Source organism: Nocardiopsis codii, from assembly GCF_036327455.1.
GTDB lineage: Bacteria > Actinomycetota > Actinomycetes > Streptosporangiales > Streptosporangiaceae > Nocardiopsis > Nocardiopsis codii.
The window spans coordinates 147,780-166,883 of sequence record NZ_JAUZMY010000017.1; the positions used below are offsets into that span (position 1 = coordinate 147,780).

At 72.5% G+C, this 19,104-nt stretch carries 13 protein-coding genes; 3 read left to right on the forward strand and 10 right to left on the reverse strand.

Annotated elements, in window-relative coordinates; genetic code table 11:
• Positions 1-116: 116 nt before the first annotated feature.
• The 5 genes from Q8791_RS18155 to eccCa all read right to left on the reverse strand — a co-directional run bounded on the left by Q8791_RS18155 (position 117) and on the right by eccCa (position 8,710).
• The gene (locus Q8791_RS18155; protein ID WP_330092916.1) at positions 117-443 is read right to left on the reverse strand and encodes a hypothetical protein; all 327 of its coding nucleotides are present in this window, start codon (positions 441-443) and stop codon (positions 117-119) included.
• A 312-nt stretch (positions 444-755) separates the two neighbouring features.
• Positions 756-1,886: a hypothetical protein gene (locus Q8791_RS18160; RefSeq protein WP_330092917.1), complete on the reverse strand. Its 1,131-nt coding sequence runs from the start codon at positions 1,884-1,886 to the stop codon at positions 756-758.
• A 411-nt stretch (positions 1,887-2,297) separates the two neighbouring features.
• On the reverse strand, positions 2,298-2,690 hold the full coding sequence (locus Q8791_RS18165; RefSeq protein ID WP_330092918.1) for a hypothetical protein: 393 nt from the start codon (positions 2,688-2,690) through the stop codon (positions 2,298-2,300).
• 369 nt (positions 2,691-3,059) lie between these two features.
• Complete coding sequence (locus tag Q8791_RS18170) at positions 3,060-4,394, reverse strand: PQQ-binding-like beta-propeller repeat protein (protein ID WP_330092919.1); 1,335 nt, start codon at positions 4,392-4,394, stop codon at positions 3,060-3,062.
• Between the two features lie 347 nt (positions 4,395-4,741).
• Positions 4,742-8,710 (reverse strand): type VII secretion protein EccCa, encoded by a 3,969-nt coding sequence (eccCa, locus tag Q8791_RS18175; RefSeq protein ID WP_407942022.1) that lies wholly within the window; start codon positions 8,708-8,710, stop codon positions 4,742-4,744.
• Between the two features lie 219 nt (positions 8,711-8,929).
• On the opposite strand from eccCa, the gene eccD reads away from it, so the two are divergent.
• Positions 8,930-10,264: a type VII secretion integral membrane protein EccD gene (gene eccD / locus Q8791_RS18180; protein ID WP_330092920.1), complete on the forward strand. Its 1,335-nt coding sequence runs from the start codon at positions 8,930-8,932 to the stop codon at positions 10,262-10,264.
• 76 nt (positions 10,265-10,340) lie between these two features.
• Here eccD and Q8791_RS18185 read toward each other — a convergent pair whose 3' ends face one another.
• The 5 genes from Q8791_RS18185 to Q8791_RS18205 all read right to left on the reverse strand — a co-directional run bounded on the left by Q8791_RS18185 (position 10,341) and on the right by Q8791_RS18205 (position 15,603).
• Positions 10,341-10,838 (reverse strand): GerW family sporulation protein, encoded by a 498-nt coding sequence (locus Q8791_RS18185; RefSeq protein ID WP_330092921.1) that lies wholly within the window; start codon positions 10,836-10,838, stop codon positions 10,341-10,343.
• Between the two features lie 309 nt (positions 10,839-11,147).
• Positions 11,148-13,232: a WD40 repeat domain-containing serine/threonine protein kinase gene (locus tag Q8791_RS18190; RefSeq protein WP_330092922.1), complete on the reverse strand. Its 2,085-nt coding sequence runs from the start codon at positions 13,230-13,232 to the stop codon at positions 11,148-11,150.
• 380 nt (positions 13,233-13,612) lie between these two features.
• On the reverse strand, positions 13,613-14,662 hold the full coding sequence (locus tag Q8791_RS18195) for an aldo/keto reductase (protein WP_330092923.1): 1,050 nt from the start codon (positions 14,660-14,662) through the stop codon (positions 13,613-13,615).
• Positions 14,663-14,745: 83 nt separating this feature from the next.
• Complete coding sequence (locus Q8791_RS18200) at positions 14,746-15,069, reverse strand: putative quinol monooxygenase (RefSeq protein ID WP_330092924.1); 324 nt, start codon at positions 15,067-15,069, stop codon at positions 14,746-14,748.
• 153 nt (positions 15,070-15,222) lie between these two features.
• Positions 15,223-15,603 (reverse strand): hypothetical protein, encoded by a 381-nt coding sequence (locus Q8791_RS18205; protein ID WP_330092925.1) that lies wholly within the window; start codon positions 15,601-15,603, stop codon positions 15,223-15,225.
• Between the two features lie 629 nt (positions 15,604-16,232).
• On the opposite strand from Q8791_RS18205, the gene Q8791_RS18210 reads away from it, so the two are divergent.
• Together Q8791_RS18210 and Q8791_RS18215 are read left to right on the forward strand one after the other, a co-directional pair.
• Positions 16,233-17,474, forward strand: coding sequence for an MFS transporter (locus Q8791_RS18210; RefSeq protein WP_330092926.1), 1,242 nt, complete (start codon positions 16,233-16,235; stop codon positions 17,472-17,474).
• Between the two features lie 560 nt (positions 17,475-18,034).
• A complete protein-coding gene (locus Q8791_RS18215; protein WP_330092927.1) occupies positions 18,035-18,817 on the forward strand; it encodes a GNAT family N-acetyltransferase in 783 nt (260 codons plus the stop codon).
• Positions 18,818-19,104 lie beyond the last annotated feature (287 nt).

The following is a 19,104-nucleotide window of genomic DNA, read 5'->3' on the forward strand; positions in this document are numbered from 1 at the left end:
GACCGGGATCGGGTGGGGCCGGTTCGGGGGCCGTGCCAGGAGCGGGGTCAGGGGCCTGGGGCGGAGGAAGGGCGCGGGGAGGGCGCGGGTCGGACCCGGGCGGCGTCCCGAGTGCGTCAGGGGGTGTTGATCGCCCGGTGGGACTCCCAGGGGGTCTCGTAGACCTCGGCCGACTGCACGTCGTTCAGGGCGACCTCCCCCGCTCCCACCTGGATGTTCTCGGCCAGCTGGAGACCGTGGTCCTGCACGCCCTGGAAGACGGGGAGCATGTCCTGCCGGAACAGTGAGAAGCCGAGGGCGACGTCGCTGTTCCTGGCGGCGCTCTCCGCGTCCTCCATGATGTGGTCGAACATGTCGGCCAGCCCGGCCATGGCGGACGCGAGGGTCTCGGCGTACTCGCCGCCCTGCATCCCCTCGATCGGGTTGCCGCCTGCCTCGGTCATGCGCGTGCCCCTCGTCGTCGTTCGACGCCGGCCGTGGTCGGTCCGACGCGGTCGACGTGCCGTCTTCTGCGACGCATCGTCGGCTATGTGAGTTGCGAGCCGATCGCGAAGTTCATTACGGATCGGTATCGGCTGGACTCCGCGGCGGGCCGGGCCCCTGCCGGACGACAGCGCCGTGAGCAGGGCGGGGTCGGGATCGGGTACCGGACGGTGCGCGGTTCGGGGCGCCGGTGCGGCCCCTGCGGCCGTCGCGGCGGAGGGGAGGCGTCCGCCGCACCGGCCGTGGGGGCGACCGCTGCGACGGGCGGGGCGTCAGGAGGAGGGGGACTCGGAGGGGTCGGCGCCCGGGTCGCCGGACACCGGCTCCGTCGCCCACCGGACCGCGAGGGGCCACCCGTCCATGGACGCGTCGTGGAACCGGGGGAAGGCCTCGGCGGTCTCCTCCACCGCGCCGTCCGCCAAGTCCACCCGGAACCAGGCCTCGTCGGTCTGGAGCAGGACGGACTCCCGCCCGGGGGCGGGCGCGTACTGCACGACCGGCCCGTCGGCGTCCTCCAACAGCCGGGTCCCCTCGTGGCTCTGGCCCTCCACCGTCACCAGGTACGCGCCCGGAGGCGCGTCGGCTCCGCCCACGGCGTCAGGGCGGAGCAGGGCGGTGCCCTCACCCCACACCGGGGCCCCGTCGAAGGTCTGCCACTGGCCGCCGTCGACGTTGAGGGTCGCGTTCACCACGCTGTCGTCGGTCTGCCGCACCACGAGACTGCCGCCGCCCGAGCCGTTCACCTGCTGGGTCTGCACGCTGTTGCGGATGTGCAGCGCCCCGCCGGGGGTGAGCGCCCAGTCGCTGGGGCGCTGGGCCTCCCCCAGAGCGAGGACCCCCTCCTGGTTGGGGGTTCCGGTGGGGGCCTCCAGCGGGACCGACAGCACCTGGGGCGGCGCCCCGCCCTGCTCGTTGTCGGAGACGAACCAGAGCCTGTCGCCGTGGACGACGGGACGCGACAGGACCTCGCCCGCCCCCGGTGTGACGGTCTCGACCGGCTGGTAGGAGATCTCCTCCACGTCGGTCTCCTCCGGGTCGGTGAGCACGGCGACGTGCACGGCGTTGGGCTCCGCGGTCGCGTACGCGAAGAACGTCCAGTCCTCGGAGAACTGGGAGTGCACGGGCACCGCTGACGCCATGGGGTCGACCGCCCCGTCGGGGAGCGCGATCCGGTGGAGGGGCTGCCCCGTCCCGGGGTCGTGGAACACGAGGACCTGGTCGGTCTCCGGGTCGCCGCCCTCGAAGCCCCGGTGCAGCAGGGCCAGCCCGGTCAGTCCCTCCTCGGCCAGCTCCTCGACCGTCTCGGCGGCCCCGTCGGAGGTGCTGGACGTGTCCGTGCAGGCGGTGAGGGTGGCGAGGGCGAGCAGGCACACGGCCGGGGACAGGGCGGGGGAACGCCGCATGGAGCTGCCTTTCGGGGAATGGCGGTGATGTGCGGGACGGGCCGGGGTGGAGCGGTGCGGCCGTGACGATGGTGGCACAGGGGGTGGGATCACCCCGAGGGTGTCATGGTTCGATTCGCGACAGGGCATCCAGGGCCAGGGAGGGCGGCGTCCGACCGCTCCGGTGAGTCCCGGCCGGCGCGGACGCTCCCGTCGCCCTCCCCACCGTGGCGCAGTGTCCTCGGAAGAGGGCGGTTCCGGAAGCGTGGACGAAAGTTTCTGGCAGAGGAACCTGGTCGCATCCCGGTTGCTTCATGGACCCTGGGCCGCCTGACGTCAGCAAGGTCGGCCCACTGCCCGACAGGGTGGGAGCAGCCGCACATCAACAGGGCGGTGTGCGCTCCAGACCGGGATCGGAAGACGGAACCGGAATCAGCCCAGCTCACCGGTGCCGCAGTCGACATAGTCGGTAATGCTCTCCTCGTACTCCGACCTGGCCTCGTAGGCTTCCCAGAACCGGTCGGTGTAGCCCTCGACGAAGTCGTCGCCTGCTATGGGTTCTCCACACCAGGCGACCTCGTTGCCGGACATGGCTGCGGTCAGAGCCGAGTCCATGTGGTTGATGGATGTCACGGCCTCGGGTGTCCACTCGTCCTTGTTCAACTCCACGCGGTACCCGTCCTCACCCTCCTGGATGATGTGGGTGGCGAACAGCCGCTCGCTGAGATCACCAGTGTTGTCCACCACCATCTGCGGGTCGCCTTCGCTCATCATGCGGTCGAGAGTGAGTACCTGCACCTCACGCTCGACCCAGTAATAGGACACGTACGCGGGGGAGGGGCTTTCTTCGGCACCGCGTGTGCCGGTGGGCTCCTCACGTCCCTCTGACGTGCACGCAGACAGGATCAGGGAGGACAGAGCGGTCGCCAGCAAGATGGACAACCGGCGTTCGCGGTGGGACAACGGGTACTCCGTGGTGTGTCGAGCCAGGGCAGGGGACCGGCAGGTCAGTCGAATTCCGTCGAACGTCAGTTGCCGTCTTCCTCTGTGCGCTGGCTATCGAAGAAGTGTCATGTCGTAGGCACTCGTGTAGTCAGGGACGAATGGGTTTTGACGGCGTGGCCACTTTCGGACAAGGCCGCTTCGGGGTCCAGTGCAACGACGATCTTGCGGGAACGGGCGCTCCCACCGGGATCACGTCAGCCCCGCCACACGGGGGACCGATTCCCCGCGCGCGTGCTCGCGCACGAGCACGGCGCCGGGGACCTCCTGGAAGGTTCCCGGGCCCAGGGCCTCCTCGACCCTCCAGATGCTGTCGATCCCGCTGAGATCGATCTCCACGGGCAGCGTGATCGTCCTCTCGGGGCCTTCCGCGTCCCAGTCGAAGACGGCGATCTCCAGGTTCTTCTCCTCCTCGGACCACCTCGGCTTGAGCAGCGAGTCCTTCAGGGGGAGCTGGCCGGAGACGGTGTTCCCCGCGCCGTTCTCGTCGGTGACGACCGTGTCCCTCACCGTGCCCGTGAAGTCGCGGACCTCGAAACGGTCCTCCCAGCCCCCGTGCTCCAGGCGTTCGGAGCTGACCGCCAGGTATCCGTGGGGCAGGACGCGCAGCACGGTGTCCTCTAGCCCGGCAGGGAGGGCGTCGGCCAGGACGTCCCCGTGCACGGTGTCGACCACGACGGTGCCGCGGAGCAGCGCCATGTTCTGGAGGACGGCCACGTCGCCCACCGCGGCGAACCTCTCCTCCTCCAGCTCCTCCGGGTGCTCGGCCGCGTCGTCGAAGTCCTCCCCCCGCACCAGGTTCCACTGCTCCTGCCCGGTGGCCGTGTCGAGGCTGGTCATGCGCAGGTCGGAGCCGCCGCACGAGTGGACGACCACGACGCCGCTGGGGGTGAGGAAGCCGTCCTCGACCCGGGGGGTCCCCGTGACCTCCGGACACCGCAGGTCCCCGTCGCGCCACTCCGACTCGCCCTCCCACGGGGTGAAGGAGACGGCGACCCCCGCGTCGTCGGCCTCCGCCGTGACCAGACCGTCGTCGGTCACCAGGCCGGCGCCCCCGACCGACAGGGGGTCCTCTCCGGTGCTGCCGTGTTCGACCACCCGCAGCACCACCCCCGTGCCGGAGTCCAGGAGGGCGAGGGAGCCGCCCGTGCCCACGGCGACCAGCGAACCGTCGGGGGAGACGGCGACATCGGCCTCGGACTCCAGGAGGCGGTAGCTCCACGCCTCCTTGCCCGTCGCGGTGTCCAGCCCGACGGCTCCGTCGTCCAGGTGCAGGACCGCGCCGGTGGGCACGGGGAGGATTTCGAGGAGTGCGCCGTGCCGAGGGCCCTCCCACACCCAGGAGGCCTCGGAGACCGTGGTCGGCACCGGGAGCTCGTCGAGGTCGTCACCGGACATCTCGTGGACGACCTCGTAACCGGCCAGTTCCCGGGTCTCCTGCCCGGAGCCGGAGAGGAGCGCGCACCCGGTCGAGCCGAGGAGGAGCACGGCGGTCGCCGCCCTGAAACCGGCAGTTCTTGTGCGCATGCTCAACCAGGTCGCTCTCAGGTCTCATCTCGTCGTTCAGCGGGTCCGACCAGTCCGGGCCGGGTTGTTCTCCGCACGTCCCCGTGGTCCCCGTCGCCGTGTCGCAGCAGGCGGATCGGCGCGTAACCCCGGGGACGAAGGATAGTGAACCGGACGGATGTCACGACAGGTCCGTGGCCGGGCACACAGGAGCGGAGAACCCGCAGGTGGACTGTAGGGGCGATCGGCCGTGGCCGCATCCGGCCACACGTGTCCCGGCGGCCCGCCCCGGCCGCATGCCTCCCACTGCACACATCCGGCCCGGTGCGCCCTCCGGGACGTCGGAGGGCACACCGGGCCGGGTCGGTCTACGCCGGGGACTCGCTCCAGCCGACCTGGACCAGGTCGGGACGCTGACCGCGGCGGGCCAGCTGGGCGCGTCCGGTCGGGAGCTGCTTGGACGCCGTGCCGTTGGCCAGGCGCCCCTCCATCCGGTCTCCGGAGAACAGCATGCCCGGCGTGGCCATGTCGGTCAGCGCCTGGAGCACCGGCTCGAACATCGCCCGCGCCGAACCGCCCGTCCGGCGGGCCGCGATGACGTGCAGCCCCAGGTCGGCGCCCTGCGGGATGAACGGGGCCAGTGGTGCGAGCGGGTTGGACCGCGCCCCCAGCATGTCCATGTCGTCGACCACGATGAACAGGTCCAGGCCCTTCCACCAGCTGCGCTCCCGCAGCTGCTTCGGGGTGACGTCCGGGCCCGGCATGCGCTCCTTCAGCGACCCGGCCAGGTTCGCCGCGACCGCCTTGGTCTGCTCCGCGCTCGTGCAGTACGCCAGCAGGTGGTCCTCCGGGACCAGCTCCAGGTGGCTGCGGCGGAAGTCCACCATGACAATGCCGACCTCGTTGGCCGGGCGCCGCACGATCTGCTTGACCAGCCCGCGCAGCAGGGCGGTCTTGCCGGTCTGCGGGTCGCCGTAGACGACCAGGTGCGGGTCCCGCTCCAGGTTCGTGGTGGCCGGAGCCAGCGAGCTCTCGGCCATGCCCAGCACCAGCTCGGTGTCGCGGCGGCCCCGGGGAGTACGGCGGCCCTTGAGCAGTTCGTCCAGTTCGACCTTGACGGGCAGCGTCTTGACGCCCTGGACGGCCTTCTGCGGCCACCGTTCGCCGATCCGCTTGACCAGGTCGCGGATGCCGTCGGTGACGTCCTCGTCGGACGCGACCCCGTCCACCCGGGGCAGCGCCACGTGCGTGTGGTGCTCCGCCGAGGTCAGGCCGCGCCCGGGGGTGTCCTTCGGGATCTCGTCGGCGACCTTGCGCCCGATCCCCGAGTCCATGGGGTCGCTCAGCCGCAGCTCGAACCGGCCGCCGAACAGGGCCTGCAGACGGGAGCGGACCTGGGAGGTCGCGGCCCCGGTCAGCACCGTGTGCACCCCCAGGGACGGGCCCCGGGTCGCGATGTCCATCAGGACCTCGTCGGCCTCGTCGAAGGTGTCGCGCACCGACGACCAGCCGTCGATCATCAGGAACAGGTCGCCGACCACGTTCCCGGCCACCTTGCCGTCCGCGCGCGCCTGGCGCAGCGCCGCGGGGGAGTCCAGCTTGTACTTGCGGAACACCCGCTGGCGCCGGTCGAGCTGGGCGCGCACGTCGACCAGCACCCGCTGCACCTTCTCGGGGTCGGCCCGCCCCGCCACGCCCGCCACGTGGGGCAGGTCCTCCATGGCCTGGAGCGCGCCGCCGCCGAAGTCGATGGCGTACACGCCCACCCGGCCCGGCGGGTACCGCCACGCCAGGCTCGCGACGAGCGTGCGCAGCATCGTGGACTTGCCGGACTGGGGCCCTCCCAGGACGATGACGTTGCCCTCGGCCCCGGTGAAGTCCATCTCCGCGGGGACGACCCGCTGCTCGCGGGGGATGTCGGTCAGGCCGAGGACCGCGCGCATCTCCGCGGCGGGGGGCTCGGTCCCGGGGCCCTCCAGGTCGTCGCCCTCGCCCAGGTCGGTGAGCACGGTGTCGAGGGTGAGCAGTTCGGGCAGCGGCTCCAGCCAGATCGGCCGGACCTTGTCCGCGCCCGACGCCACCAGCCGGTCCACGGTGACCTGGAGGGTGGTGCGCTTGTCCTTCTTGGGTTTGGACTCCTCGCCCTTGGCGCGGACCGACGCCATGAGCGACTCCACCAGCGAGCCCTCGCCGGTCACCTTGTTGAGGCCGTTGTAGGACAGCAGGGGGAGCACCGGCTCGTGCTCCTCCTTCTCCTCCTCGGCCGGGGGCTCGTAGGGCTGGGAGACCATGGCGGCCTTGAACCGCTCGAAGACGGAGGTGTCCACCTTGAGGTAGCCGGAGCCGGGCTCGGGCGGCAGGTGGTAGGCGTCCCCGACGCCGATCGCCTCGCGGCTCTCCGCCTCGGAGAAGGTGCGCAGGCCCACCCTGTAGGACAGGTGCGACTCCAGGCCCTTGAGCTTGCCCGACTCCAGCCGCTGGGTGGCCAGGAGCAGGTGCACGCCGATGGACCGGCCGATCCGGCCGATGGCCACGAACAGCTCCGCGAAGTCGGGGTGCGCGGTGAGCAGCTCGGAGAACTCGTCGATGATGATCAGCAGGTGGGGCAGCGGCTCCATGCCCGGGTCGTCCTCGCGGGCCGCCTCGTAGGCGTGCAGGTTGGGCAGGTTGCCCGCGTCCTTGAGGATCTGCTGCCGCCGCGTCAGCTCACCGAAGGTCGCCTCCCGGAACCGCATCACCAGGGAGTCGTCGTCGGCCAGGTTGGTGATCAGCCCGGTGCTGTGGGGCAGCCGGTCGGTGTCCGCGAAGGTCGCGCCGCCCTTGAAGTCGACCAGCAGCAGCGCCAGCGACTCGGGGGAGTGGTTGATGACGAGCGACGCCACCATGGTCCGCAGCATCTCCGACTTGCCCGAACCGGTGGCGCCGACCACGAGCCCGTGCGGGCCCATGCCGCCGAACGCCGACTCCTTCAGGTCCAGCAGCACGGCGTTGCCGTTGGGACCCACCCCGATGGGGACGCGCAGGTAGTCGCCGGTGCTGCGCTTGCGCCAGGTGCGGCGGGTGTCCAGCTGGGCGACGTCGGACACCCCCAGGATCTCGGGGAGTCCGACGGTGGCGTGCATGGCGTCGTCGCCGTCGGAGACAGCGATCCCGTACGGGGACAGGATGCGGGCCAGGCTCGTCAGGTGGGCGACACCCGACCGGTCGGCGGTCCCCTGGAACGGCGTGCGCTCGGTGCTGTCGTCGGCGCCCGGGTTCTCGGTGTCCTCGGCGAGGGTGCCGTCGGCGTCGACGTTGATGCGCAGGTCCACCGACTCCGGCTCCTCGCGCCGGTCCGCCACCAGCGCGATGATGTGGATGCCCAGGTCGGCGAGTGAGGTCACGGGGGGTTCGGCGTGCAGCCCGGACAGGGTCGACTGGTGCTCCCCGTCGAGGACCACGACGAGCCGCTGCGTCCCCGGCCCCGGAGGCTTGCCGCGCCGCCGCTGGAGGTCGACGGTGCGCCGTTCGATCTCGTCGGCGAGCAGTTCGGCGACCTGCACGGTGTTGCCGGCCACGAACCGGGCGGGCATCGGCCCGTCCTGGGCGTCGTCGAACGTGTTGTGGGGCAGCCACTTGAGCCACTCCCACCGGTCGCGCAGCTTGGTGTCACGGACCACGCCGATCCGCAGGTCGTGCGGGGAGTGGAAGGTCGCCATCTGGGCGACCATGGCGCGGACGAGCCCGCGTCCCGCCTCGCGGTCACCGACGATCGACACCACCCCGTGCTCCCGGAGCGGGACGACCAGCGGCATCTCGGGAACGTCCGCGTACAGCTCGATGAGCTGGTCGGCGGCGCCCTGGCAGACGGGGTCGTACTCGATGAGCGGCGACGAGGTGTCGACCTTGAGCTTCAGCCGCCGGGCGAGGGGGCGGGTGCCGGTGCCGGCGCGGACGTCGAGGAAGTCGGGGTCCGCGGGGCGCCGTTCCCACCTCCGCGTCCGCGACCGGGCCGGTTCAGTGAGCAGCGACGGGTCGGGGTGGCGGAACGCGTTGTCCGCGCGCTGGGTGGAGGCGACGTCGCGGACGATCTCGCGGAGCTGGTCGAGGTAGTCGACGTACCGCTCGCGCTGCTCCCGCATGCGCTTGCGGGGACCGTTGTGCTGGGCCACGAACATGATGATGCCGACGACCACGCTGGCCATCATGATCATGACGCCCGCGACGGCCATCAGGGGGCGGTGGCCCATGGTGATGGACATCAGCAGGGAACCCGAACCGGTGATGATCGGCATGATGATCATCGCCCCGGAGCTGGACGCCGGCGCGTTCTCCGGCAGTTGCGGAGGGGCCGCGATGACCAGGGGCGTGTTCCCGGGAGCAGGCGGGACACTGCGGGCAGGGCGGGGCACAGGTCTCGTCGCCACAGCGATCTCTTTCCGTCCACCTACGGGGGTTGGTGTCTGGGTGACTACGCTAGGAATGATCTCGCGAACCCCGCGAATCACCTAATTCGCGTCCGTCCTCCCCCTTCGCGGTGAATACCGCCCACGACGACGACAGAAGGAACCATTGGTGTGAGTGGATACTGCCGGGTCACCGTCACCGGGCCGGAGCGCTGGGCCGATCTGGCACTCCCCGGCACCGTTCCCGTGGCCACTCTGATGCCCCGCATCATCGAGGTCTGTGCCCCCGACGAGGAACGGACGGAGCCCGCCGCCTGGTCGCTGACCACGGTGGACGGGGCGCCCGTACACCCGGACGAACCCCTGGAGAGCGCGGGCGTCTACGACGGCGACGTCCTGCTGCTGGACCGCCGTACCGCGCCGAGCCGCCCCTCGCACGTGGACGACGTCCGCGGCGCCGTCGAGGACAGGGTCGACGAGACCGCGCGCATCTGGAACCCGACGACGACGCTGTCCTTCGGCCTTCTCGTGGCCAGTATCGGCCCCCTGATTCTCCTGGGGCTGATGATGTGGCTGCGCCCGTCCGCGGGGCACCTGGGCATCGCCTCCGTGGGGACCATGTTCACCGTCGCCGTCATGCTGCTCGCCGCGCGCCGGCCGCTCCCCGCCGTCGCGCACGTGCTGTTCGCGGCGGCCTGCGTGTGGGGGGCGGTCACCGCGGTTCTCGCGGCCAACCTGGTGACGAGTGCGAACCCCCTGGTGATGGCGGCCTTCGCGCTCTCCGGGGCGCTGCTGGTCGCGGTGATCGGCTGGGCCCTGCACGAGACGGGACTGGCGTACATCTCCGGTCTCGGGATCGTCGCGGTGGCCGCGTCCGTCCTCGTGGTGGTGGGCATCTTCACCGAGCCGGTCCAGGGCGTGCGGTCCATGGGCATCGCCCTGGCGCTGTGCGTGGGCGCGCTGCCGCGCGTGGCCATGGTCATGGGCGGGCTCTCCGGCCTCGACTACGAGGTGGGGCGCTCGGGGCAGGTGCCCACGGAGCGGTTCGAGGACACGTACGGCAACACCGACCGGCTGCTCATGGGCATCGTCCTGGGCGCGTCGGTGAGCGGCGGCGCCGTCACCGTGCTGCTCGCCGTTCTGGCCCAGGGGCCTCCCGACCTGCTGCTGGGCGGACTGCTCTCGATCCTGCTGGTGCTGCGCTCGCGGCTGTTCGACCGGATCCGGCACGTGCTGCCGCTGCGTCTGGCCGGGGTGCTGGGCGTGGGGGCGACGGGTGTCGCGGTCGTCGGCGAGTACCCGTTCATGGGTCCGTGGCTGCCGCTGATCGTGCTCCTGGCGGGGATCGTGCTCGGGGTGCTGAGCTGGGTGCGGCTGACCGACGTGCCGCGCGCCTCGCTGCGCCGCCTCCTGAACTGGACCGAGATCCTCGTCATCATCGGGATGTCCGCGGTGTTCGCGTGGGCGATGGGGCTGTTCGCGTTCGTCGCCCGCATGACCGGCTAGGCCGGCCCCGTCCCGTTCCGGCCCCTCGGGCCGGAGCGGGACCTGGAGCCGGAGCCGGGCGGGTGGCCGGAACCGGTCAGGCGGGCCGCTCCGTGTCGGAACCGGAGTCCCCGGACGGGGCCTCGGCGGCGGGCGCGCAGTGCGCCCGCTGGTTGCGGCGGCGGCGAGCCTCGCGCAGCGTGACCCCGACGATGCGGGCGGCCGTGAGCCCGGCGACCACGGCGAGCGGGAGGACGAGCATCGTCACCGGCTGGCGGATGCCCTGGAAACGCACCCCCGCGTCGTCGAGGACGATGAACCCCGCGGGCCTGGCCCGCACGAACCCGCCGCCGCCCGCGCCGTCCCCTCCCGCCGCGAACAGGCGGCTGGATCCGCCTCCCATGCTGGTGAGGGAGGTGATCCGGGCGACCGGGACGACCGTGGAGCCCCCCGACGACACCGGGTCACCGAAGACGGTCGCGGACCGCGCCGCCGCCCCGGTGTTGTGGACCAGATCGGACAGGACGGACAGTGCGGGGCTGGTACGGCGGCCGGGGGCTGACTCTCTGATGCGTCGGGTGACGAATTCCGGCATGGCCTCAGGTCCTCTCGGGATGTGGGCGCGGGCTTTCACGCTATAGCGCCCGGGGCGGAACCGTGAGGAATGGGGAGCTTCGGCGCGTCCGGGGCGTGGAGGGAACGCGGCCCGCGCGGAAGGTGCCCGGGGCCCGGTCGGAACAGCGCGTCGACGACCTCCGGTGTGCCGTGGTCGGCGTCGTCCCGGGTGAACGGCCGCGCACCCGCCGGACGGCGGGCGCCTCCCGGCCGAACCGCGTCCGGAACCACGTGTCGCGGGCCATCTCCTCCCCGACCGGCCCGGACGCGTACGGGCGCCCGGCCCGGGTCAGTCGCCTATCACGCCGAGCAGCGACAGGTCGGTGTCGTAGACGGCCAGGTCCCCGGTGTCCGCGCGCAGCCCGGCCAGCCTCGCCCCGTCGGGGGACAGGGCGAGCGGGAACAGGCGGGGGAGGTCCTGGCCGAGCCGGGCGCTGGCGGCGTCGCGGTAGTCCCACGCCATCGTGCTGCCCGACCCCGTGCCCGGGGCCAGCAGGGCGGCGAACACCCGGCTGCTCGCCTCGCTGTACGCGACGTCCACCAGGAAGTGGTCCTCGTCGTCGGGCACGAACTCGCGCAGGACCCGCTCGTTCTCCGGTTCGACCAGCAGGACGCGGTCGGAGCGGATGAGCAGCACCCCCGAACCGTCGGGCAGGATGTCGAAGGCGTCCGCCCCCACGCCCGCGCGTTCGCTGACCAGTCCCAGCGGGTCGATCCCGTCGTCCTCGGCGCGCCACACCGCGACCCCTCCGTCCACCTCGCCGCCCGCCACCGTCGTGCCGTCGGGCGAGTACTGGATCGCGCCGAGGCTCCCGGACCCGGGCAGGGCGGACGTCAGTTTCCAGTCCTCCGTGTCGTACAGGTGCAGGAACCGTGCGCCGGGGTCGCTCTGCACGCCCACGGCCAGCGAGGTCCCGTCGGGGCTGAAGGCGGCGGACCGGGCGGGCTGCCGGGGGCCGACGGTCCACGCCCTGCCCGTGCCCAGGTCGGTGACCGCGGCTCCGTCGAGGGTGCCGTAGGCGAGCAGGCAGCCGTCGGGGCTGAACGCGGCCGGGGTGGGCGGCACCGTGGCCGCCTCGTTGTCGATCCGGGCCAGGGGGCGCGACGCCTCCCAGTCCCAGAGGGTCACGCGGTCGACCTGGGAGACGGCCAGGACGGTGCCGTCGGGGGAGAAGGACAGTTCGAGGGGGACACCGGTGGGGAACATGACCTGCGGCGGTCCGGTGAGGGCGAGGTTCTCCGAGATCCGTCCGGAGGCGGAGCAGTCGCGCGCGGCGCCGGTCCCCCCGGCCGCCTCCCAGGCGGGGAGCGCGACGGCGTACAGGCCCGCGCCCGCGAGGAGGACCACCACGCCGAGGAGCGAGACGACGCGGAGCGCGATGCGGCGCCGTCGCCCCGATCCCGGGCGGGCGGTGGGCGCCGGGTGCGAGCCGGGGGCGAAAGCCGCCCAGGGGTCGGGTGACGCGGTGCCTTCGGACTGCGGGGCCGCCGTCGAGCGGTAGGCCTCCTCGGTCTCCGCGACCACGGCGTGGGCCCGCGGCGGCAGCCACGGAGCGGAGGGCGGTTCGGCCGGGAGCGGACCGCCGAGGTGGTCGAGGACCTCCTGGGCGGTCGGCCTGTTCTCGGGGAGCTTGTCCAGGCACGCGGCGACGAGCGGGCGCAGGGAACCGGGGACCCCGTCCAGGGCGGGCGGCTCCCGCAGGACCCGGTACAGGACGTCGGAGGGCTGCCCCTCCCCGAAGGGGTCCGCCCCGGTGGCCGCGAACAGCAGGGCTCCGCCGAGGGAGAACAGGTCGCTGGGCGGGGTGGCGGCACCGCCGGAGAGGTGTTCGGGCGCCAGGTAGGCGGGGCGGCCGACGCCCTCGCCCGGGCGGGTGAGCCGGGCGCCGTCCACGGCCCGGGAGACGCCGAAGTCGATGAGCCTGGGCCCGTGCGCGTCCACCAGCACGGTCGAGGGCGTGAGGCCGCGGTGCACGGCGCCCGTGGAGTGCACCGCGTCCAGGGTCTCGGCGAGCCCCCGCGCGACGGTCGTCACCGCCGTCGCGGGGAGGGGGCCGGTGCGCCGGACGAGCGCGCGCAGCGTGGGGCCGGGCACGTACGCGGTGGCCGTCCAGGGGACGGGCGCGGACAGGTCGTGGCCGAGGTGGGGCGGGGTGAAGCGGTTGCGCATGCGCGGCGCGAGGGCGGCCTCGCGGGTGAAGCGCGCGCGGAAGTCCAGGTCGACGGCGTACGCGGCGCGGACGACCGTGACGGCGGCGGGGCGCCCCCGCGGGTCGGCGCCCAGGTACACGCGGCCCATGCCGCCGGAACCGAGGTGGGCGATGAGTCGGAACTCCCCGAGCCGGGTGGGCTCGTCGGGGTTGAGGGGGCGCATGGGTCCTCTGGGGGCCAGGAGCGGAGGACGGCTCGGGGCCCGTCAGGGCCGGCCCGATCCGTCTGCCGGAGGGTTCTCAGGAGTCACCGTAACCCGAGAAGATCGCTGGAAGAGCACGATTCCGACCCGTTCGCAGGGGGTGTGTGCCTTGATGTCACCCTTTGATGCCGCAGGTCCGAAGATCTGTTTCGTTCGACGTCGCGCCACGGCTCCGTGAAGGCGGGTCCCGGGGTCCGCCCGGCCGGTTCGGACGGCGCGGAAGCCGTGCCGAGGGTCGCCCGCCGGGGCGGTCCACCCGCGATGCCGGGCCGGGCGGAGCCGCCCGGCCCGGCGCCCGAGGCGGCCCGGACCGCCGACGGACGGCCCCGGCCCGGCGCGCCCTACGGCCGTGAGGCGGTGGCCCCCGCCCAAATGTTGACGTCGGAGTCCACGGCCCACTCGTCGATGCGCCGCAGCTCCTCCGGGGTGAACCCGGGCGAGTCCAGCGCCGCGAGGTTCTGTTCGAGCTGTTCCACGCTCGACGCGCCGATGAGCGCGGTCGTCACGGTGCGCGGTCCCTGGTCCCGCAGCACCCAGGAGATCGCCATCTGGGCGAGCGTCTGGCCGCGCTCGGCGGCGATCGCGTTCAGGGCGCGGGTGCGCTCCAGGACCTCCTCGGACAGCATGTTGTCGCGCCAGCTCGGGCGGCCCACGCCCGCCCTGGAGTCCGGCGGGACGTCCCCGCCGAGGTAACGCGAGGTCAGCACGCCCTGCGCCAGCGGCGAGAACGCCACCACGCCCATCCCCTCGTCGGCCGCCGTGTCCAGCAGCCCGTCCTCCACCCACCGGTTGAACATCGAGTACGACGGCTGGTGCACGGTGAGCGGGGTGCCGAGCTCGCGCATGATCCGGGCGGCCTCACGGGTGGCGGCGGGTCCGTACGACGAGATGCCGGCGTACAGCGCCCGGCCGGACACCACCGCGTGGTGGAGCGCGCCCATGGTCTCCTCCAGGGGCGTGTCCGGGTCGGGCCGGTGACTGTAGAAGACGTCCACGTGGTCCAGGCCCATCCGGGCCAGGGACCGGTCCAGCGACGACAGCAGGTACTTGCGGGACCCGCCCCGCTGGTGGGGGCCGGGGCCCATGACCCACCCGGCCTTGGTGGTGATGACCAGCTCGTCCCGGTAGGGGGCGAAGTCCTCGGCGAGGGCGCGGCCGAGGTTCTCCTCGGCGGCGCCGGGCGGCGGTCCGTAGTTGTTCGCGAGGTCGAAGTGGAACACGCCCAGGTCGAACGCCCTGCGCAGGATGCGGCGCTGGTTCAGCTGGTCGCGGTCCGCGCCGAAGTTCTGCCACAGGCCCAGTGACAGGCGGGGCAGGTGCAGCCCGCTGTCACCGCATCTGCGGTACTCCGTCGTGTCGTACCGTTCCTCGCGCGCCGTGTAGGTGCCCACGGACCGCCCTCCCGTCGTCGGATGACCGACCGGCAGACTAACCCGTCCGGTGGTCCGACCGCAGGGGCGGCGTACCGGAACGACTACTCGTCGACGGTGAGCTCGCCCATGCGGTCCCAGCCCTCGCCGTCCACGACACGGCTGACGATGAGCGGGGTCTCGGCGAGGAGCGGCTTCATGCTGGCCAGGCCGGCGCGGAAGTGATCGCTGTTGACGTGGGCCTCGCCCGTGCCGTCCCGGAACGCCTCGACGAGGACGAACTCGTCCTCGCGCTCGACGCTGCGGGACCACTCGAACCACAGGTTTCCGGGCTCGGCCCGGGTGGCGGCGGTGAAGTCGGCGACCTCGTCGAGGAAGCGGTCGACGGCCTCCGGCCTGACCCTGTACTTGACGACGATCAGGATCATGGTTCCCGGTCTCTCCTCACTGTGCTCTGGGCGTTGGTGCGGGGGACACGGGTGTCCCCCGCACCAGTGTTCCAGAGCGTCGGGGCGCACGGCGGCGCCGGGCGTGGGCCCGGGCGGGAGGTGCGGGAGAGGCGGGGACGGAGCGCGGAGGCGTCAGGCGGCGACCGGCTGGCGTGCGGCGCCGAAGCCGTGGCTGTAGACGGGCTCGGGTCCCCGTGCGAAGGGGTTGAGGAGTTCGGCTGCGCCGACGGGGTCGCTCGCGGGGTGGGAGACCGTGCCGCCGTGGAACAGGTCGTTCCAGAAGAACCGGCCGTCGCGGCACCAGACGTTGACGTCGCGCTGGACCGACATGACGGCCATCTCCGTGGTGCCCGACCAGTAGAAGTGGCGCTGGGTCGCGGCGACGAGCTCTCCCAGGAGCGCGGTGATCGCGCGCTCGGCACAGAACGCGTGCCGGGGCTTGTGCTTGATTCGTCTGGCGAGAGCCGACTTCGCCCGGGAGGCCCGGGGATTGTTCAGGCGCCAGTGACTCAAGGTCGTCTCCAGTAGGTCTCGGTTGCCGCGGTGCTGACCGTGTGTGCTCGGTGCGGCCACGTCGCCGCGGTTCGAGGGGGTTCCGCCCGTCCTGGGACCTTGGCGGGATTCCCTCCACAAAGTTGGTGAGGTGTGAACGGTGTCGTTACCTCGTAGTTATTCTTTGCGCTCCGGATGCTAGCAGCAACTCACCCCTCGCAGTCGAGGCCTTGGCGAGTGACCAATGTCACATTTAACGAAAGGGTATCGACTGGGCAAAACCAAGAACCTCCTGTTCAGAAGATTCTTTTCGATCTGGAGTTCGAGTTGTGAGGGATGGATAAAAAGCCTCTAGTCCTGCGCGTGCTGTCGCGAGTCTCACCCGTTTTGGCGACTCTTGGCGCGCTTTCGGTAACTAAAAGTCACTACATGCAGGTTGTGCGCTCTTGACCCTGTCAAGTCCGGGTCTTGCCGACGCCGCCTTCCCCCGCGCCGTCGGGCATCGGCCGGTTTTGCACACCGTGTTACCCCGGTGTAAAGGGCGGTCGCGCGTCTGGAGGACACTGGAAAGGTCGTACAAAACGGAGAGAAGTCGCCCAGTGACAGAGACTGAGACATCCGGTGACCGGACTACCCCGAACGGGAGAACCATGTCCGCCGAGCCCACGGGCGGCGCCCGCGCCTGGCTCGTGTGGGGAGTCGCCGTCGGCGGGTACTTCCTGGCGATGCTGCACCGCAACGGCCTCGGCGTCGCCGCACTGGAGGCCCAGGCCAGGTTCGACGTCGGCCCGGCGCTGCTGTCCCTGCTCCCGATGCTCCAACTCCTGGTGTACGTCCTCCTCCAGGTTCCGGCCGGCCTCCTCGCCGACCGGCTCGGCCCGCGCTACACGCTCGTCATGGGCATGGTGGCGATGGTGGTCGGGTCCTGCCTGTTCGCGCTCGCGCCCGGCATCGAGACGGCGGTCGCCGGACGGTTCCTCATCGGCCTCGGCGACGCCCTGGTCTTCCTCAACGTCATCAGGCTGGCCGCCCTGTGGTTCCCGCGTGCGCGCTACGCCCTCGTCAGCGGCCTCACCGGAGTGGTCGGCGGCACCGGTCAGGTGGCCAGCGCCGCGCCCCTCGCCTGGGCCCTGGGCCAGGTCGGCTGGGTGGTCGCGTTCCTCTCCACCACGGCCCTGACCGCGCTGATGGCGCTCCTCGTGCTGCTGGTCGTGCGCGACCGCCCCGTCGGCGCGGCCGGGCACTCCACCGTCGCCGACCCGATCTCGGTGTGGGAGTCGCTCAAGGAGGCGCTCCGCGCGCGCGGCCCGCTCATCGGGATGGCGCACCACGCGGCCGTCATGGCGCCCTTCACGATGATGATGGTGCTGTGGGGCTACCCGTTCCTCGTGAGCGGCCTGGGGCTGGAAGAGGGCACCGCGGCGCTCACCCTGACCGGTCTTGCGGCGGGAGGGCTGTGGGTGGCCCCGTTCGTGGGCGTCCTGGTCGGCCGCCGCCCCCACGTGCGGCGGTGGCTGGCCCTGACACTCGGAGCGGCGCTGAGCGTCGGCTGGGTGCTGCTGGTCGTGTGGCCAGGGGGTACGCCCGTCGCCGTCGGGCTGACGGTGATGGCGGTGAGCGCGGCGGGTCAGACCCTCGCGCCGACGATCTCCTTCGACTTCGCCCGCGACGGGATCCCCGCCAGCCGGACCGGAGTCGCCTCCGGCCTGGTCAACATGAGCGGCTTCACGACCGCGGTGCTGTGCACGGTGGCCGCGGGGGCGATCCTCCAGGCGCTCCCGGACGAGCCCGAGTCCTACCAGCTCGCCTTCGTGCCGATGTGCGTGACGACGGTCGCCGCGACCGCCGTGCTCTACTGCTTCGTGCTGGCCCGCCCGCGCTCCCGCGCTTAGGTCGTGTTCTCGCATCCTTACGGACTCGCGTCCGCGGGGTTTCCCCTCGCTGCGCCTCCGCGCTCGTGAGGCACGGCCGGGCCGAACGTCGCACACCGTCCTGCGGGGAGGCCGCCCGGAAGGCCGCCCGCCGACCCGGGAGCCTCCGGAGAAACACGCCCCGGGCGCCGGGAGGGCCCGTCGGAGCCGCCCGGCGGCCGAGCCGTCGTCTCCTCCACACGCGCGCACGCGCGAGTGGCCCGCTGGATCAGCCCTCGGGGCCCCGCACCTCTCCTCCTCGCGCGCGTGCGCGCGCGAGGGCTCGCGGGCAGGCGCCCTCCTCCCCGCGCGCACCCGCGAGGGAAGCCCGATCCCGGACCGCGGGCGTGCTCCAACCCGTCCCTCGCGCGCGTGCGCGCGGAGGTGGAAGGGGAAGAAGGTCCCGGGGCGGAGTGGAGGCGCTGACCCGCCAGGGGCCGGGCGGCGGCCGGGAGGCGTGCCCCGACCGGAGGCGGGCGCGAGGTCCGGCGCGCTCCGAAAACGGGTTGACCGCGACCGCCGGACCCGTGGTGTCATGACCTGTGACGAACATCGAAGGCCTGCTCGCGGCCTATGACGAGCAGTTGCGGGGCGTCCCCGCCGATCTCCCGCACGGGGTGACGGCCGAGCGGGACGGCCCGGTGACACGCCTGGTGGGCCGGCGGCGGGGGCTCGTCACCGCGCCGCCCCGTCTGGGCGTGCGCGGAGACGCACTGGACAGGCTCATCGTGCGGCAGCGCGACCGCTTCGCGGCACGGGGCGAGGCGGTGGAGTGGAAGACCCACGGGCACGACCGGCCGGAGGAGCTCGTCGACCGCCTCCGCGCCGCCGGTTTCGTGCCCGAGGAGCGGGAGACCGTCATGGTCGGCCGGACCGACGTGATCGCCTCCGGGGCGCCGCCCGACGAGGTCGCCCTCCTGAGGGTCTCCGAGCCGGACGACATGCGCCGGATCGCCGCCATGGAGTCACGGGTGTGGGGCGGCGACTGGAGCTGGCTGGGAGACGACCTGATCGCCCTGGTCGCCTCCGACCCGGACGGTGTCGCCGTCATGGTCGCCGAGGCCGACGGGGAGGTGGTGTCGGCCGCCTGGCTGGTGTTCCGGAGGGGGACCGAGTTCGCCGGGCTGTGGGGCGGCTCGACCCTCCCCGAGTGGAGGGGGAAGGGGATCTACCGGTCCCTCGTGGCGGCCCGTGCCCGCATCGCCGCCGCGCGCGGTGTCCGCTACCTCCAGGTCGACGCCTCCGGCGACAGCGCACCCATCCTGCGGCGCCTGGGATTCGAGGGCGTCACCACCACGACCCCCTACGTCTGGTCCCCGCCCTGAGCCGTGGCCCCCGTGCGTGCCTCCGGCCCGTCCGGTCCGCCTGCGGGCCGGACGGGCTGGCCCGCGGCGGGCCCGCGTCCGCGTCCGAGCCCGCGCACACGGAACGGGCGGGGCGGCCAGGAAGGCCGCCCCGCCCGTCGCGGGTCCGGTACGCCCTAGGTGTACTGACCACGGAGGTTGGTAACACCCACCCCCCTGACACACGCGAAGAGGGCCTCCGGTATCGGTGTGGATTGCGACATCTGCACCGACTCGCCGGAAGGCCCTCGATGCCCCACACTACCCAC